Annotated in this window: 11 protein-coding genes; 8 read left to right on the forward strand and 3 right to left on the reverse strand. The window is 71.8% G+C overall.

Annotation, left to right across the window (positions count from 1 at the left end; translation table 11 throughout):
• Positions 1-92: 92 nt before the first annotated feature.
• Positions 93-731 (reverse strand): phosphoglycerate mutase family protein, encoded by a 639-nt coding sequence (locus ACZ7OH_RS36485; RefSeq protein WP_400904218.1) that lies wholly within the window; start codon positions 729-731, stop codon positions 93-95.
• A gap of 56 nt (positions 732-787) precedes the next feature.
• Here ACZ7OH_RS36485 and ACZ7OH_RS36490 point away from each other — a divergent pair, with 56 nt between their 5' ends.
• From ACZ7OH_RS36490 to ACZ7OH_RS36525, 8 genes are all read left to right on the forward strand, one after another.
• Entirely contained in the window at positions 788-2806 is a 2019-nt protein-coding gene (locus ACZ7OH_RS36490; protein WP_470285030.1) for a bifunctional copper resistance protein CopD/cytochrome c oxidase assembly protein, read from the forward strand.
• Between the two features lie 117 nt (positions 2807-2923).
• Positions 2924-4600 carry an energy-dependent translational throttle protein EttA gene (gene ettA / locus ACZ7OH_RS36495; RefSeq protein ID WP_400904221.1) on the forward strand — a complete coding sequence of 559 codons (1677 nt, stop codon included), beginning with the start codon at positions 2924-2926 and terminating at the stop codon, positions 4598-4600.
• 16 nt (positions 4601-4616) lie between these two features.
• The gene (locus ACZ7OH_RS36500) at positions 4617-7148 is read left to right on the forward strand and encodes a hypothetical protein (RefSeq protein ID WP_470285031.1); all 2532 of its coding nucleotides are present in this window, start codon (positions 4617-4619) and stop codon (positions 7146-7148) included.
• A gap of 437 nt (positions 7149-7585) precedes the next feature.
• On the forward strand, positions 7586-12565 hold the full coding sequence (locus ACZ7OH_RS36505) for an NAD-glutamate dehydrogenase (RefSeq protein ID WP_470285032.1): 4980 nt from the start codon (positions 7586-7588) through the stop codon (positions 12563-12565).
• A complete protein-coding gene (locus ACZ7OH_RS36510) occupies positions 12562-12981 on the forward strand; it encodes an acyl-CoA thioesterase (RefSeq protein ID WP_400904226.1) in 420 nt (139 codons plus the stop codon). The genes ACZ7OH_RS36505 and ACZ7OH_RS36510 overlap by 4 nt, the downstream gene beginning before the upstream one ends.
• A complete protein-coding gene (locus ACZ7OH_RS36515; protein WP_470285033.1) occupies positions 12974-13609 on the forward strand; it encodes a DUF8010 domain-containing protein in 636 nt (211 codons plus the stop codon). The genes ACZ7OH_RS36510 and ACZ7OH_RS36515 overlap by 8 nt, the downstream gene beginning before the upstream one ends.
• Before the next feature lie 52 nt (positions 13610-13661).
• Positions 13662-13910 (forward strand): hypothetical protein, encoded by a 249-nt coding sequence (locus tag ACZ7OH_RS36520; RefSeq protein ID WP_470285034.1) that lies wholly within the window; start codon positions 13662-13664, stop codon positions 13908-13910.
• 39 nt (positions 13911-13949) lie between these two features.
• Complete coding sequence (locus ACZ7OH_RS36525) at positions 13950-14384, forward strand: hypothetical protein (RefSeq protein ID WP_470285035.1); 435 nt, start codon at positions 13950-13952, stop codon at positions 14382-14384.
• On the opposite strand, the gene ACZ7OH_RS36530 is transcribed toward ACZ7OH_RS36525, so the two are convergent.
• Complete coding sequence (locus ACZ7OH_RS36530; RefSeq protein WP_470285036.1) at positions 14381-15931, reverse strand: glycoside hydrolase family 13 protein; 1551 nt, start codon at positions 15929-15931, stop codon at positions 14381-14383. The genes ACZ7OH_RS36525 and ACZ7OH_RS36530 overlap by 4 nt on opposite strands.
• Entirely contained in the window at positions 15928-16311 is a 384-nt protein-coding gene (locus ACZ7OH_RS36535; RefSeq protein ID WP_400905856.1) for a globin, read from the reverse strand. Before ACZ7OH_RS36535 ends, ACZ7OH_RS36530 begins: the two co-directional genes overlap by 4 nt.
• Position 16312: the final 1 nt, after the last annotated feature.

A 16312-nucleotide genomic window follows, 5' to 3' on the forward strand; every position in this document is an offset into this window, starting at 1 on the left:
TGGCTGCATTTCTGCAATCATCATCGACCCCACAGCTCAACCGGCGGCAAGCCGCCGGTCACCCGGCTGACCAACCTCCCCGGACATCACAGCTAGAGCTGCGTTTCCCCGTCGGGTGAGTCGCGCCACTGCGCGAACGGGCGGTCGAGCGACCACTTGCCGTCCTGCTCCTCGAGGACGCGGTATTCGCAGGTCCCCGGGTTGGACAGCGACTCGAACAGCTCGATGCTCCAGCCGAACAGCCGGCGGCACAGCAGCCGCAGCGTGAGCCCGTGCGACACGATCAGGACCGTCTCGGGGTGACTTTCGTCGCGCAGGCGCAGGTCCGAGAGGAACGCCGCGACGCGGTCGTCGACGTCCGCGCCCGACTCGCCGAACGGCAGCCGGTAGAAGAAGTGCCCGAACTCGTTGCGCCGCGCCTTCTGGATCTCCTGCTCGGCCGGATCCTGCAGGTTGCCCCAGTCCTGCTCGCGCAGCCGCGGCTCCTGCAGCAGCCGTTCGCAGGAGGCCCGGATGTCCAGCAGCCGCAACGTCTCCCGCGTCCGCAGGTACGGGCTGACGTAGACGGCGGGCCGCTCGCCGTCGAGCAGCCGGGCGATCTCCGGTGCCACCGCCCGGGCCTCGCGCTCGCCCCGCTCGGTCAGCGGCAGGGCGTGGTCGGGGATCCGCGTGTAGGCGAGCTCGTCGACGTTGCCGAGCGACTCGGCGTGCCGCAGCAGGATCATTCGCACGCTCCCATCCTGCCCGTCACCCGGGCCTGACCGGGTCTGGGCATACCCTCAGGGGCGTGTCCGCGACGAAATCCGACGTCCCCACGCAGCGCCGGGCCAGCGTGCTGCCCCTGCTCGCGGTCGGCGTGCTGCTGGCCGCCGTCGTCGCGATCGGGCTGATCGCGCTCACCGGCGGCGCCGGGTACGCCATCGCCGGCCTGCCGGATCCGGGGCTGGTCACCAAGTACGGCATCACGGTCATGCGCGTGCTCTCGGAAGCCGCGTCGGTGATCTGCGTCGGGTCGTTGCTGCTGGCCGCGTTCCTCGTGCCGCCGCAGCAGTCCGGCACGCTCGGCCCGGAGGGCTACGGCGCCCTGCGCGCGGCCGGGATCGCCGCCTGGGTGTGGTTCGCCGCGGCTCTGTTCTCGGTCGCGTTCACCGCCGCAGACACCGCCGGGAAGCCGTTCGGCGACGTCCTGGACCCGCAGACGCTGCTCGACCTCGTCGGCGCCATCGAACAGCCCAAGGCCTGGCTGTGGACGGCGCTGATCGCCGTCCTCGTCGCCCTCGGCTGCCGGCTCGCGCTGTCCTGGGGCTGGACGGCCGTGCTCTTCTTCCTGGCCGTCGGCGGGCTGGTCCCGGTCGCGGTCACCGGCCACTCCGCCAGCGGCGGCTCGCACGACGTCGCCACCAACAGCCTGCTGTTCCACCTCGTCGCCGCGTCCTTCTGGGTCGGCGGCCTGATCGCGCTGCTGGCTCTCGGGTACCGGCGCGGCAACCACCTGCGCCTCGCCGCGCAGCGGTTCTCGAGGCTGGCGCTGGTGTGCTGGATCGTGATGGCGATCTCCGGGGTGGTCAACGCGCTCGTCCGGATCAGCCTCAACGACCTCTTCACGACCGACTACGGCCTCCTGGTCGTCGCCAAGACGGTCGCGCTGCTGCTGCTCGGCGTCTTCGGCCACCAGCAGCGGCAGAAGGGCGTCAAGGACCTCGTCGACGGCAAGGGCGGCGGGCAGCTGCTGCGCCTGGCCGCGGTCGAGATCCTGATCATGTTCGTCACGATCGGGATCGCGTCCGGGCTGGCCAGGACGCCGCCACCGGCGGACGCGATCACCCAGCCGTCCACCACCGAGCTGCTGATCGGCTACAACCTCGACGGCCCGCCGACGGTCTGGCGCCTGCTCTTCGACACCCGCTTCGACCTGGTCTACGGCACGCTCGCGCTCGTCCTCGGCGGCCTCTACCTGGCCGGCGTGCGGCGGCTGCTGCGCCGCGGCGACACCTGGCCGGTCGGCCGCACGGTCGCCTGGATCGTCGGCTGCGTGGTGCTGCTGCTCGCGACGTCGTCGGGCATCGGCCGCTACGCGCCCGCGATGTTCAGCGTCCACATGGGCAACCACATGCTGCTGTCGATGGTGGCCCCGGTGCTCTTCGTCCTCGGCGGCCCCGTGACGCTCGCCCTGCGCGCCCTGCCCGCGGCGGGCAAGGGCGCCCCGCCGGGACCGCGCGAGTGGATCGTCGCGCTGGTGCACTCCCCGGTGTCGCGGTTCCTGACCCACCCGGTCGTCGCGCTGCTGCTGTTCGTCGGCTCGTTCTACGCGCTGTACTTCTCCGGGCTGTTCGACGCCGCGCTGAACTACCACTGGGCGCACCTGGCGATGAACGCGCACTTCCTGCTCGCCGGCTACGTCTTCTACTGGCCGGTGATCGGCGTCGACCCGTCGCCGCGGCGGATCCCGTACCTCGGCCGGCTCGGGATGATGTTCGCCGCGATGCCGTTCCACGCCTTCTTCGGCGTGATCCTGATGAGCAAGCAGACGGTGATCGGGCAGGCGTTCTACAGCCAGCTGCACCTGCCGTGGGTGACCGACCTGCTGTCGGACCAGCGGCTCGGCGGCGGCATCGCGTGGGCGTCCGGCGAGCTCCCGGTGCTGCTCGTGCTCATCGCGCTGCTGGTGCAGTGGTCGCGCCAGGACGAGCGCGAGGCGAAGCGGCGTGACCGGCGCGAAGCGGTGACGGGCGACGAAGAGCTGAACGCCTACAACGCGATGCTGAAGAACCTCGCGGAGGGGAAGCGACCCTCGGGTTCCAGTTGAGGTTGAGGGCTCGTTCGGCCGCGGAAAACAGTGCTTCCGGTGATCCCGGACTGACTTTCGGTAGTCCGACGGTGACCGGCGTCGAGCCGCGATCAGGTGCGCTCTACGATCGTCGGTATGGCCGAGTTCATCTACACCATGAAGAAGGTGCGCAAGACCGTCGGGGACAAGGTCATCCTCGACGACGTCAGCACCGCGTTCTACCCCGGCGCCAAGATCGGCGTGGTCGGGCCGAACGGTGCCGGTAAGTCCACCGTTCTCAAGATCATGGCGGGGATCGAGCAGGCCAGCAACGGCGAGGCGTTCCTCCAGCCCGGTGCGAGCGTCGGCATCCTCATGCAGGAGCCGGAGCTCAACGAGGAGAAGACGGTCCGCGAGAACGTCGAAGAGGGCCTCGGCGAGGTCAAGGTCAAGCTCGACCGGTACAACGAGGTCCTCAAGCTCATGGAGACCGAGTACACCGAAGAGCTGATGGAAGAGATGGGGCAGCTCCAGGAGGAGCTGGACCACGCCGACGCCTGGGAGCTCGACTCGACCGTCGAGCAGGCCATGGACGCGCTGCGCTGCCCGCCGCCGGACGAAGGCGTCTCGCACCTCTCCGGGGGTGAGCGCCGCCGCGTCGCGCTGTGCAAGCTGCTGCTGTCGGCGCCCGACCTGCTGCTGCTCGACGAGCCCACCAACCACCTGGACGCCGAGAGTGTCCTGTGGCTGGAGCAGTTCCTCTCCCGCTACGCCGGCGCCGTCCTCGCCGTCACCCACGACCGGTACTTCCTGGACAACGTGGCCCAGTGGATCATGGAGATCGACCGCGGCCGCGTCGTCGGCTACGAGGGCAACTACTCGACGTACCTGGAGAAGAAGCGCGAGCGCCTCGAGGTCCAGGGCAAGAAGGACCAGAAGCTCGCGAAGCGCCTGAAGACCGAGCTCGAGTGGGTGCGGTCGAACGCCAAGGCGCGCCAGACCAAGTCCCGCTCGCGCCTCGACCGCTACGAGGAGATGGCGGCGGAGGCGGACAAGCACCGCAAGCTCGACTTCGAAGAGATCCAGATCCCGCCGGGCCCGCGGCTGGGCAACGTCGTGGTCGAGGTCGAGAAGCTCAAGAAGGGCTTCGACGACCGCGTCCTCATCGACGGCCTGTCGTTCGACCTGCCGCGCAACGGCATCGTCGGCGTGATCGGCCCGAACGGCGTCGGCAAGACGACGCTGTTCAAGACCATCGTCGGGCTCGAGGAGCCGGACGACGGCGTGGTCAAGATCGGCGAGACGGTCAAACTGTCCTATGTGGACCAGAACCGCGGCGGGATCGACCCGAAGAAGACCGTCTGGCAGGTCGTCTCCGACGAGCTGGACTACATCCACGTCGGCCAGACCGAAATGCCGTCGCGCGCGTACGTCAGCGCGTTCGGCTTCAAGGGCCCGGACCAGCAGAAGCCGGCGGGCGTGCTCTCCGGCGGTGAGCGCAACCGGCTCAACCTGGCGCTGACGCTCAAGCAGGGCGGGAACCTGATCCTGCTCGACGAGCCGACGAACGACCTGGACGTCGAGACGCTGGGCTCGCTGGAGAACGCGCTCGAGCAGTTCCCCGGCTGTGCCGTCGTGATCTCCCACGACCGGTGGTTCCTCGACCGGGTCGCGACGCACATCCTGGCCTGGGAAGGCACCGACGAGAACCCCGCGCAGTGGTTCTGGTTCGAGGGCAACTTCGAAGGGTACGAGAAGAACAAGGTGGAGCGGATGGGCGCCGAGGCTGCCCGCCCGCACCGTGTCACCCACCGCAAGCTGACCCGCGACTGAGGGGGCGGGTTTCCCCGTGGAAGCCAGCAAACAGCACCGGACGGGCCCGCTCTCCCACGAGAGCGGGCGCTCCGCGCATGCCGGGGAAACCCTCTCCGCAGTCGGCCGGCTGATCGAACGCGCGGACGCGCTGCACCTGCGTGCGCCCGAACTCGCCCTGGTCCTCGGCGAGCGCGCGGCGGCGCTCTCGGAGGCCGCCGGTGCCGACGAACAGTGGATCCGGGCCGAGAGCCTGGTCGTCTCCGCGCGCGTCCGGCTGGGTGACCGGCCGGGCACGGTCGGGCGCGCCGTCGCGGCCTTGCGCGCGGCCGAGCACGCCGGCTACGGCGACATCGCCGCCCGGCTGCGCATCGACCTCGCCGTGTGCGCCCGCAGCCTGGGCGTGCCGCTGACGGGGCTCGCCGCGCTGCGGCCGGTGCTCACCGACCCGGTCGTTTCGCCGGTGCACCGCGCCGCCGCGCTGACCCACCTGGTCGGCTGCCTCGGGTTGCTGGGGCGCAAGGCCGAGCTGGACCGCGTGCTCGTCGAGGCGGACAAGCTCGTCCTCGGCGACGAGTCCCTCGGCGCCGACACCCAGCTGCTGGTCCGTGCGCTGCTGCGCGTCGGCACGGCGGCGCACCGGCGTCGCCACGGAGACCTGACGGCGGCGGCCGACGCCGCTCGGACGGGCCTGGGCTTCCTGGAGAAGCTGACCAACCCGGCCGACGACGGCGGTCTCGTCCGGATCCGGCTGGTGCTGCTGCTGGTCAGCACGCTGCTCGACCGCGGCGACACCGAAATGGCGTACGACATCGCCGAGCCGGTGCTGGCCGAGCCGGTGCGCGCGGCGGGGGTCGCGCCGATGGGCTGGCTGCGGCTGGCCGTCGCGACGCGCATCCACCTGCCCGCCGGTGCCGGGGAAGCGGCCACCGAGCTGGTCCGCGAAGCCGTGGCGAGCACCGACCGGCACGGGCTGTCCGCGGTGACCGCCCGGCTGTGGCTGGAGCTGGCGCAGCTCGAGGAACGGTTCGGGCAGGCCGAAGAAGCGATCGCGTGCCTGTACCGCTCGCGAGCGGCGGAGCAGCTGCACGCGCGGTCCCGGCGGCAGGCGTGCAACGTACTGGCCGGCGAGTTCGGCACGGGCGAGCCGGCGTCGATCGACCTCGACGAGGTGCTGAAGGCGGTGCCGTCGCGGCCGGTGCCGGTCGTGGCCCCCGAGCCGGCGGCGGCCGAACCCGTCGCGCCCGCGCTGGCGCCTTCGCCGAAGACGCCGGGCTGGTCGTTCGGCCGCGAGGAGACGCCGGAGCCGCGGCAGCCGGCGCCCGCGTGGTCGTTCGAGCGGCCGCGGGTGACCGCCGACGCCGCCGAGACGTCGGTGATGCCGGCGGTGCGGGACGAGCCCGCCGAGCCGCGCGTGCGCCCGGAACCGGTGGTCGTCGAACGGCGGCGGCCCGAGCCGGTCGAGGTCAAGCCGACGGGCCGCCGGCGTGAGCCGGAGGTCCGGGCGGAGCCGATCGAGGTGACGTCGGCTCCGGTCGAGCCGGCACGGCGGGAACCGGAGCCCAGCGAGGTCCGGTCGGCGGCGGCTGAGCCGGTACGTCGGCGTGAGCCGGAGCCCACCGAGGTCCGGTCGGCGCCGGTCGAGCCGGCACGCCGGCGTGAGCCGGAGCCCGTCGAACCCGCACGCCGGCGTGAGCTGGAGCCCATCGAGGTGCGGTCGGCTCCCGCCGACCCGCCGTGGCGGCGTGAGTCGCCCGGCCAGGCGCGGCCGCTTCCGGCGGAACCCGCCGAAGCGCAGCCGTCCGGACGCCGTCGTGCGCCGGAGGCCCCCGCCGAGCCGAGCGAAGTCCGGACCGCGCCCGAGCCGGCGGCCCCGGTGGAAAGCGAAAAGCCCAAGTTCTCGTGGGCGGCCGTCGCGCAAGAGCGGCTGCGGGAGACCGCCGCCGAGCGCGAATCGGCGCCCACGCGCATCACGCCGGCCTTGCCGCTCGCGCCCGAGCCCGCCGCCGAGCGGGAGCCGCGGCGCGAACCGCAGCCGTCGACGCGGCACGACGCCGAGCACGGTTCCGTGGCCGCCCGGTCGGTGCTGGACCGGCTGGGGATCTCGTCGTCGGGCGGTGCGGGCGGCGGGCGCCGCCGCGCGGAGGACGCCGAGACCCGCGCGGAGGAGCCACCACCGCGGCCCGCCCCGGAGCTGGCCCCGCCGCCGCGGCCGGAGGACCAACCGCCGTCGGTGCCGGACTACCGCGACGAAGCCGAGCCCTGGCTGCCGCGGCTGCGGATGCCGCCGTCGCTGGAGCCGATGGAGGACTTCGGCCACTGGACGCCGGCGACGGCCCCGTTCCCGGAGAGCTACGCGCGCGCGATCGCGGAGGACGAGCCCCCGCCGGACGCGGGGCTCGCCGACCTCCTCGCCCGCGCGCTGGCGGAGCACCAGGCGGGCACGGCGAGCGCGGCCGCGCTGGTGAAGCAGCTGGGTCCGCAGGACACCGGCCGCCGCAACGGCCACGGGCGCAACGGCCACGGAGCCGAGGTCTCGGACTCCCGCCGCCACGGCTCGGGCGACTGACTCCCTGGCCCACACCGCCGCGGTCAAGACGTCGCCGGAGGTCGGTCCGATCGGCCTCCGGTCGCCGAGACACCCCTATTCGTCGCCGACTCGCCACCGGGCCGGGCGAGTGGCGTCCGTCGCACCCCGAAGGTCGCCGACCGGCCGCCGGGCTTCGCCGAACGGCACCCACCCGGCCCGACTGAACCGATCATGTTGGCTCCGCAGCAGGTAACGCCCGTCGAGCCCGGCTGGTCAGCGCCGCGAACCGCCCCGGAACGCAACCCGTCAGTAGCTTGACCGATCACGCGAATCCGCTGGCCGGGAAGGGTTTTCCGGATCCGGGGAACCCCCGGGTCTTCATGTGATCCCCGACCCCGGCGCATTAGTGTGGGGTGGTCCGGTTCACCGCCGAACCGGCACGGTGCCACCTCACGCATACTGGAGAGTTGCCTCGAATGAGCTCGACCGGAGTCTCGTCCCCACCCGGAGCCGAAACCGAACCCGAATTCGGCCTTCGCTCCCCGGCCAGCCCGGAGCAGATCAGGGACGACCTGATCGACGCCGCCGCCGGGCTGGCGCCGGAGATCGGGGAGCTGATCCGGCTCTACTACCGGCACATCCCGGCCGAGGAGATCGTCGGCGACGAGCCCGTCAACCTGGTCGGCGCGGTGCGCTCGCACCTGCAGCTCGCCAAGCACCGGATGCCCGGCCGCCCGGCCGTGCGGCTGCTCAACCCCACCGTCGCCGAGGACGGGTGGGCGCGCGAAGCCACCGTCGTGCAGGTCGTCACCGACGACATGCCCTACCTGGTCGACTCGATCGCCGCCGAGTTCGCCCGTGACGGCGTGCAGGTGCAGCGGATCGTCCACCCGATCGTCGTCGTCAGCCGCGACCTGACCGGCGAGCTCCAGGAGGTCCACCCCGAGGCCGACCCGGCCGAGCCGCCCGCGAACTCGGCCGCCGAGTCGTGGATGTACATCGAGATCGACTTCGTCACCGACCCGAACCGCGCCCGCGAGCTCGACAACCGCCTTTCCAGCGTCCTCGGGGACGTCCGGGAGGTCGTCGAGGACGCCGAGAAGATGGCCCAGACGGCCTGCCAGCTCGCGAGCGAGCTCGAAACCGAGCCGCCGCACCTGCCGGAGGCCGAGGTCGCCGAGGGTGCCCGCCTGCTGCGCTGGCTGGCCGACGGCCACTTCACCTTCCTCGGGTACCGCCGCTACGAGCTGGTCGACAACCCGCACCCGGACGCGGAGGAGCCCGCCCTGCGTGCGGTCCTGGCGTCCGGCCTCGGCGTGCTGCGCCAGGACAGCCTGGCCGCCCGCGGCCTCACCGCGGGCCCGGACACGGCCGTGTCCGCGCTGGCGCCGTCGCTGCTGGTGCTGACCCAGGCGAGCGCGCCCTCGACCGTGCACCGGCCGGTCTACCCGTACTACGTCGGCGTGAAGACCTTCGACGCCGAGGGCAAGGTCACCGGCGAACACCGCTTCCTCGGCATGTTCACCACCACGGCGCTGCACGAGAACGTCCTCGACATCCCGGTGGTCTGCAACCGCGTCCGCGAGGTCATCCACCGCGCCGGGTTCCCGATGGAGTCGTTCTCCGGCCAGCGGATGCTCGAGGTGCTGCAGAACTGGCCGCGCGCGGACCTGTTCTCCGCCGACACCGATTCGCTGTACTCGACGACCACCGGCGCGATCACGCTGTCGGACCGCCGGCGGCTGCGGCTGTTCCTGCGCCGCGACCCGTACGGCCGCTTCTACTCCTGCCTCGTCTACCTCCCGCAGGACCGCTACACGACGCGGTCGCGGCTGGCGATGCAGGAAGTCCTGCTCGAAGAGCTCGAAGGCACCCAGCTCGAGTACAGCGCGCGGATCGGGGAGACCGTCCTCGCGCAGGTGCACTTCATGGTCCACACCGATCCCGCGCGCCGGCTCGAACCGGACACGGCGAAGATCCAGGACCGGCTCAACAACGCCGTCCGCAGCTGGGACGACCGGATGGTCGAGGCGGTCCTCGACGAACGCCGTGAGCGCTCGGACGGCGGGGTGGCCGTCGGCGTCCTCGGCGAGGAATCGGCGACCGAGCAGGGCCAGCGCTTCGCGAGCATCTTCCCGGAGGGCTACAAGGAGGACTTCTCGGCCGGAGAGGCGCTGGCCGACCTGCGCGCCCTCGACTCGCTGACCGACGAGGGCGACCTCGCGCTGTCGTTCTACCGGCCGGCCGACGCCGAGCCGGGCGAGCGGCGCTTCAAGCTCTACCTGCGCGGCGAAGGCGTCACCCTGTCCAAGGTGCTGCCGGTGCTGCAGGCCATGGGCGTCGAGGTGGTCGACGAACGGCCGTACGAGCTGCACCGCGAAGACGGCGGTGCCTGCTGGATCTACGACTTCGGCCTGCGCGTCGCGCAGAAGATGCTCGACGAGGCCGACGACCACGCGGTCGACCAGCTGCGCGGCCGGTTCCAGGACGCCTTCGAGGCCGCCTGGCGCGGGGACGCCGAGGTGGACGGGCTCGACGGCCTGGTCCTGCGCGCCGGGCTCACCTGGCGCCAGGCCGCCGTGCTGCGCGCGTACTCGCGGTACCTGCGCCAAGCCGGCAGCGCGTTCTCCCAGGACTACATCCAGAACACGCTGCTGAAGCACACCCAGATCGCGACGAAGCTGCTGCGGCTGTTCGAAGCCCGCTTCGACCCGCAGCTGGGCGACGCCGACCGCGAAGCCGCGACCGAAGCGCTGGGGAGCGAGCTGAGCGCGATGATCGACGAGGTCACCAGCCTCGACGAGGACCGCATCCTGCGCCGGCTGATGGCCGTCATCCGGGCGACGCTGCGGACGAACTACCACGTCCGCGACGACGCCGGGAACCCCCGCCAGTACCTGGCGATCAAGCTCGACCCGGCCGGCGTGCCCGACCTGCCCGAGCCGCGGCCGCGGTTCGAGATCTTCGTCTACTCGCCGCGCGTCGAAGGCGTGCACCTGCGCTTCGGCGAGGTCGCGCGCGGTGGCCTGCGCTGGTCGGACCGGCGCGAGGACTTCCGCACCGAGATCCTCGGCCTGGTCAAGGCGCAGGCGGTGAAGAACGCGGTGATCGTGCCGGTCGGCGCGAAGGGCGGCTTCGTCGTGAAGCGCCCGCCGGTCGCGACCGGCGACGCGAGCATCGACCGCGACGCCCAGCTGAACGAGGGCATCGCCTGCTACCGCATGTTCATCTCCGGCCTGCTCGACCTGACCGACAACCGGATCGAGGGCAAGACCGTGCCCGCGCCGGGCGTCGTCCGGCACGACGCCGACGACTCGTACCTGGTCGTCGCGGCCGACAAGGGCACCGCGAAGTTCTCCGACATCGCGAACGAGGTCTCGGGGCAGTACGGCTTCTGGCTGGGCGACGCGTTCGCCTCCGGCGGCTCGGTCGGCTACGACCACAAGGCCATGGGCATCACCGCGAAGGGTGCCTGGGAGAGCGTCAAGCGGCACTTCCGCGAGCTGGGCAAGGATACCCAGACCGAGGACTTCACCGTCGTCGGCATCGGCGACATGATGGGTGACGTCTTCGGCAACGGCATGCTGCTGTCGGAGCACATCCGGCTCGTCGCGGCGTTCAACCACATGCACGTGTTCCTGGACCCGCACCCGGACGCGGCGACGTCCTACGCCGAACGCCGCCGCCTGTTCGACCTGCCGCGCAGCTCCTGGGACGACTACGACCGCTCGCTGATCAGCGAAGGCGGCGGGATCTACCCGCGCTCGGCGAAGTCGATCCCGATCAGCCCGCAGGTCCGCGCCTCGCTCGGCCTCGAGGAGGGCGTCACCGCGCTCGCGCCGATGGACCTCATCCAGGCCATCCTGCTGTCCCCGGTCGAGCTGCTGTGGAACGGCGGCATCGGCACGTACGTCAAGGCGGAGTCCGAAACCCACGCCGCGGCCGGCGACAAGGCCAACGACGCCATCCGCGTCGACGGCAAGCAGCTGCGCGTCAAGGTCTTCGGCGAGGGCGGCAACCTCGGCCTCACGCAGCTGGGCCGGATCGAGTTCGCCCGCAACGGCGGCAAGATCAACACCGACGCGCTGGACAACTCCGCCGGCGTCGACTGCTCCGACCACGAGGTCAACATCAAGATCCTGCTCGACCACCTCGTGCAGACCGGCAAGCTGGAGCGCGAGCAGCGCAACGAGCTGCTGGAGGAGATGACCGACGAAGTCGGCGCGCTGGTGCTCAAGGACAACTACCGGCAGAACGCCGTCCTCGGCGTCAGCCGGGCGCACGCCGCGCCGATGCTGTCGGTGCACGCGCGGCAGGTGCAGGCGCTGGTCTCCGCGGGCGCGTTCGACCGCAAGCTCGAAGCACTGCCGAGCAACTCGGAGTTCCGCGAGCTGGAGAAGGCGGGCAAGGGCCTCACCTCGCCGGAGCTGGCGACGCTGCTCGCGCACGTCAAGCTGGAGCTGAAGGACGAGCTGCTGGCCAGCGACCTGCCCGATTCGAAGGTGTTCGCGGCCCGGCTGCCCGAGTACTTCCCGACGCCGTTGCGCGAGCGGTTCGGCAGCGCGATCGGCGAACACCCGCTGAAGCGCCAGATCATCACCACGATGATCGCCAACGAGGTCGTCGACGGCGGCGGCATCTCCTTCGTCTACCGGCTGATGGAGGAGATGAGCGCGACGGCGACCGACGCGGTGCGCGCGTACGCCGTGGTGACGCAGGTCTTCGAGCTGCCCGCCCTGTGGCAGGAGATCGACGCGCTCGACAACGTCGTGCACACCGACGTCGCCGACGCGATGGTGCTGGAGACGCGGCGCCTGCTCGACCGGGCCGCGCGCTGGTTCCTCACCAACCGCCCGCAGCCGCTGGCGCCGCTGTCGGAGATCAAGCGCTTCGGCCGGGTGCTCGGCGAGCTCGTCCCGAAGATCGGTGACCTGCTGCGCGGCCGCGAGGCCGAGTCGGTGGAGAAGCACGTGAGCGAGCTGATCGCCGCGAACGTGCCGGAGGGGCTGGCGCGCCGCGTTTCGCTGCTGCTGCACACGTACGGCCTGCTGGACGTCACCGAGGTGGCCGAGCTCGCCGAGCAGCAGGTCGGCGTGGACGCACCGCACAGCCCGGCGGAGACGGCGGAGCTGTACTACGCGCTTTCCGACCACCTGGACGTCGACAAGATGCTGACCGAGATCAGCGCGCTCGAACGCGGCAACCGCTGGCACGCGCTCGCCCGGCTTTCGCTGCGCGACGACGTCTACGGCTCGCTGCGGGCGATCACGCTGGACGCGTTGCGGCACAGCGATCCCGGCTCGTCCGCGGACGCCAAGATCGCCCAGTGGGAGAAGACGAACGCCTCGCGGCTGCAGCGGGCGCGCGTCGCGCTGGACGAGATCACCAAGTCCGGCCGGCTCGACCTCGCGACGCTTTCGGTGGCGGCCCGGCAGATCCGGAGCACGGTTCGGTGACTTACGTTTCGCACGTCCGCCCGCGCTGGACGGACATGGACGTCTACGGCCACATCAACCACGCGAAGATGGTGACGCTGCTCGAAGAGGCGCGGATCCCGCTGCTGTTCAAGGGCGCCGTCGAGGCCGGGCTGGACCAGCTGCCCAAGGGCATCGTCGTGGTCAAGCTGGAAGTGGCCTACAAGGCGCCGATCGTGGTGTCCGGGCAGCAGCTGCGCGTCGACATCGACCTGACGGAACTGCGGGCGGCCAGCTTCACGCTGGCCTACCGGGTCCACACCGGGCCGGCCGCGGACGATCCGGTGGCGGTGCTGGCGGAGACGGTGCTGGCGCCGTACGACACGGTCGCGTTGCGGCCGCGTAGGCTCAGCCCGCCCGAGTCGGAGTTTCTGAAGCAGGGGTTCGCGGATGCCTGAGTTGTTCGTGCCGGACGCGGCCGACCGGGAGACCCTGGGCGCGTTCGTCGCCCGCGCGGTCCGGCTGGACGGCCAGACGGCCGTCCGGCTGCGGCAGCGCCGCGATGGCGTGGTCGAGGCGTGGACGGCGACGCCGTTCGAGTGCTTCGCGACCCGCGCGGTGGCCGGTGACGTCACCCCCGGCGACGTCACGGTGTCCGGCAACGAGCTGCTGGCGGCACTGACCGTCGCGGGCGGCCCGCGGATGGACCCGGGCCCGGCCCGCGACCTGCTCTGGCACGGCGAGCTGCCGCCGTCCGGCCGCTGGCCGCTGGTCGACGAGCTGCCCGCGCGGGTCGTCGCGGAACTGGCCGACCGCGGCGTCACCCTGGCCCGGGACAACGCCGGTCCGCACGGCAACCCGCCGGCGTCGCTGATGGACCAGGCGGTGCTGACCGTGTCCGGCGAAGCGGTCGAGGTCAAGGTCCAGATGCGCTGCCTGTTCGCGATGTCCGGGATGGGGTTCGTGGACGCGGACCTGGCCGAGGACGTCGTCCGCGTGTCGGCGACGGATTCGTGGCTGCGGCTGGACGCGCGCTACGGCGCGATCGTCCGGCGCCGGCACGCGCTGCTGCCGTTGCTGTTCTGACGGATTCCTTACGGCGGCCACCGTTCGCGCGGAACGGTGGCACGCTGGACACATGATCCCGGACGACGATCCGACCGCCGACTTCCTCGACGGTGTCCGCGCCGAGGAAACGCCGTGGCGGCGGGACCGTCCGCCGGGGGAGCAGGCGCCGGAGCGCGCCGAGCGTCCTGAGAGGTGGGGCCGCGCGCGAGCGGCGGGCCGGGCGGCCGCCCAAGCCGCGCCCTACCTCCAGGCCGCGGCCCTCGTCGCGTGGCTGGCCAGTGGCGCCTTCGACGACGGTTCGGGCGATCAGAACGGCTGACGTGTTAAAGTCCGCGCCTTCCCGTGGGAGAGGCGAGCGATGAGGTTTCCGGCGTTCACCGTGACCGTGACCCGCGAGGCCGGCCAGTGGATCGCGAAGACGGCCGACGGCGTCGAAGCCGCGGGCGAGTTCAAGCGGTTCCCCGGCGTCGATCCGGGCATGCGCAAGGTCATCGCGAACCTGACCGGCCTCCCGCCCGAGCGGTTCTTCCTCCGCTGGCGCTACGAGTTCGAGGACCAGGACGCCACCGACCTCGTCCTGCAGTACCAAGAGGCGCACCGGATCGCCGAAGACGTCGCCGAGTGGCGGGAAGGCGTCCGCGCCCGCTTGGTCGCCACGCTGAACGGCCAGCTCTCGCAACGCGCGATCGCCGATCTGCTCGGCCTGTCGCACCAGCGCGTCAACCAGCTCGCGCGCGGTTCCGCCCCGGAGGCGGCCGAGGTGGTCAAGCCCGGCCGGTGGGTGCCGCTCTAAACCAGCCAGGCGGCCGAATCCGCCGGCAGCTTCCCGTCCACCAGCGGGCTGCTCGACAGCAGCACCTCACCCGGCGGCAGCGCGATCGGCGACGCCGACGTGTTCAGCGCGCACACGAGCCCGCCGCCCTTGCGCCGGAAGGCGAAGCAGCCCGCCGGCGCGCCGTACCACTCCAGCTCCTCGCCGCCGAACGCCGGATGCGTCTTCCGCAGCTCGATCGCCTGGCGGTACAGGGAAAGCGTCGAATCGGCGTCCTCGATCTGCTTCTCGACCGTCAGCCCGGCCCACGCCGGCGGCATCGGCAGCCACGTCCGCGGGTTGCGCGAGAACCCGAACGGCGGCAGGTCGCCTTCCCACGGCAGCGGCACCCGGGAGACGTCGCGGCCGAACTCCGCGCCGCTGGTCTTCGCGCGCGGGTCGGCCATGTCGGCCGGCGCCAGCTCGACGTTCGCCAGCCCCAGCTCTTCGCCGTTGTACAGGTACACCGCGCCCGGCAGCGCCAGCTCCACGAGCGCCATCGCCCGGGCGCGCCGCACACCGGCCGCCCCGCCGCCGTAGCGGCTGACCTGCCGCCAGACGTCGTGGTTGCCGAGCGTCCAGGTCGCGGGGGCGCCCGTGCGGGCCGGCACCGCCAGGGAACGCTCGATGGCCGTGCGCATCGCGTCCGCGTCGAAGTGGGTCAGCACCAGGCGGAAGTTGAACGCCAGGTGCAGCTCGTCGGGCCGCAGGTACCGGGACAGGCGCTCCTCGTCGGTCACCCAGATCTCGCCGACCGCCATCGCGTCCGGGAACTCGTCGAGCACCTTGCGGATCATCTGGTGGATCTCGTGGACGCCGTCGCGGTCCCAGCGCGGGTCGTAGTAGTGGCTCGGCCCGAGCGCGTCCGCGCGCGGGTCCATGTCCGGCAGGCCGGGCGGCTTGGCCATGCCGTGCGCGACGTCGATGCGGAAGCCGTCGACCCCGCGTTCGAGCCAGAACCGCAGCGTCCGCTCCAGGTCGGCGGCGACCTCGGGGTTGGTCCAGTTCAGGTCCGGCTGCTGCGGCGCGAACAGGTGCAGGTACCACTGGCCGTCCGGCACCCGCGTCCACGCCGGGCCGCCGAACGCGCTGACCCAGTTGTTCGGCGGGTCTTCGCCCTTCGGGCCGACGCCGTCGCGGAAGATGTACCGGTCGCGCTCGGGGCTGCCCGGCGCGGCCGCCATCGCCGACTTGAACCAGGAGTGCTGGTTGCTGGTGTGGTTGGGCACGACGTCGACGGTGACCTTGATGTTGCGCTTGTGCGCCTCGGTCAGCAGGACGTCGAAGTCGCCGAGGGTGCCGAACATCGGGTCCACGTCGCGCGGGTCGGCGATGTCGTAGCCGTGGTCGGCCATCGGGGAGCGGTAGAACGGGGTCAGCCACAGCGCGTCCACGCCCAGCAGCTCAAGGTAACCGAGCCTGGAGTGGATGCCCTCCAGGTCTCCGACGCCGTCACCGTCCGAATCGGCGAACGAGCGCACGTAGACCTGGTAGAAGACGGCATCTCGCCACCAGGCGCCGGGTCTCATACGAAGCTGTTCATCATGCTGTGCGCCGCCATCTCCAGGTAGGCCCAGAGCTGACCGCGGTACGGCTCTTCCAGGTTCTCCTCGTCGACGGCGATCCGGATGCAGCGCAGCCAGGCGTCGCGCTCGATCGGCCCGATCTTGAACGGCGCGTGGCGCATCCGCAGCCGCGGGTGCCCGCGCCGGTCGGAGTAGGTGTGCGGGCCGCCCCAGTACTGCATCAGGAACAGCCGGAAGCGCTCCTCGGCCGGGCCGAGGTCCTCCTCGGGGTAGAGCGGGCGCAGGACCTCGTCGCGCGCGACTTCCTCGTAGAACCGCCCGACGATCCGGCGGAACGTGGGTTCGCCGCCCACCGCTTCGTAGAGGTTCGCCGGTTCGCTCACT

Source organism: Amycolatopsis sp. NPDC114478 (genome assembly GCF_055633805.1).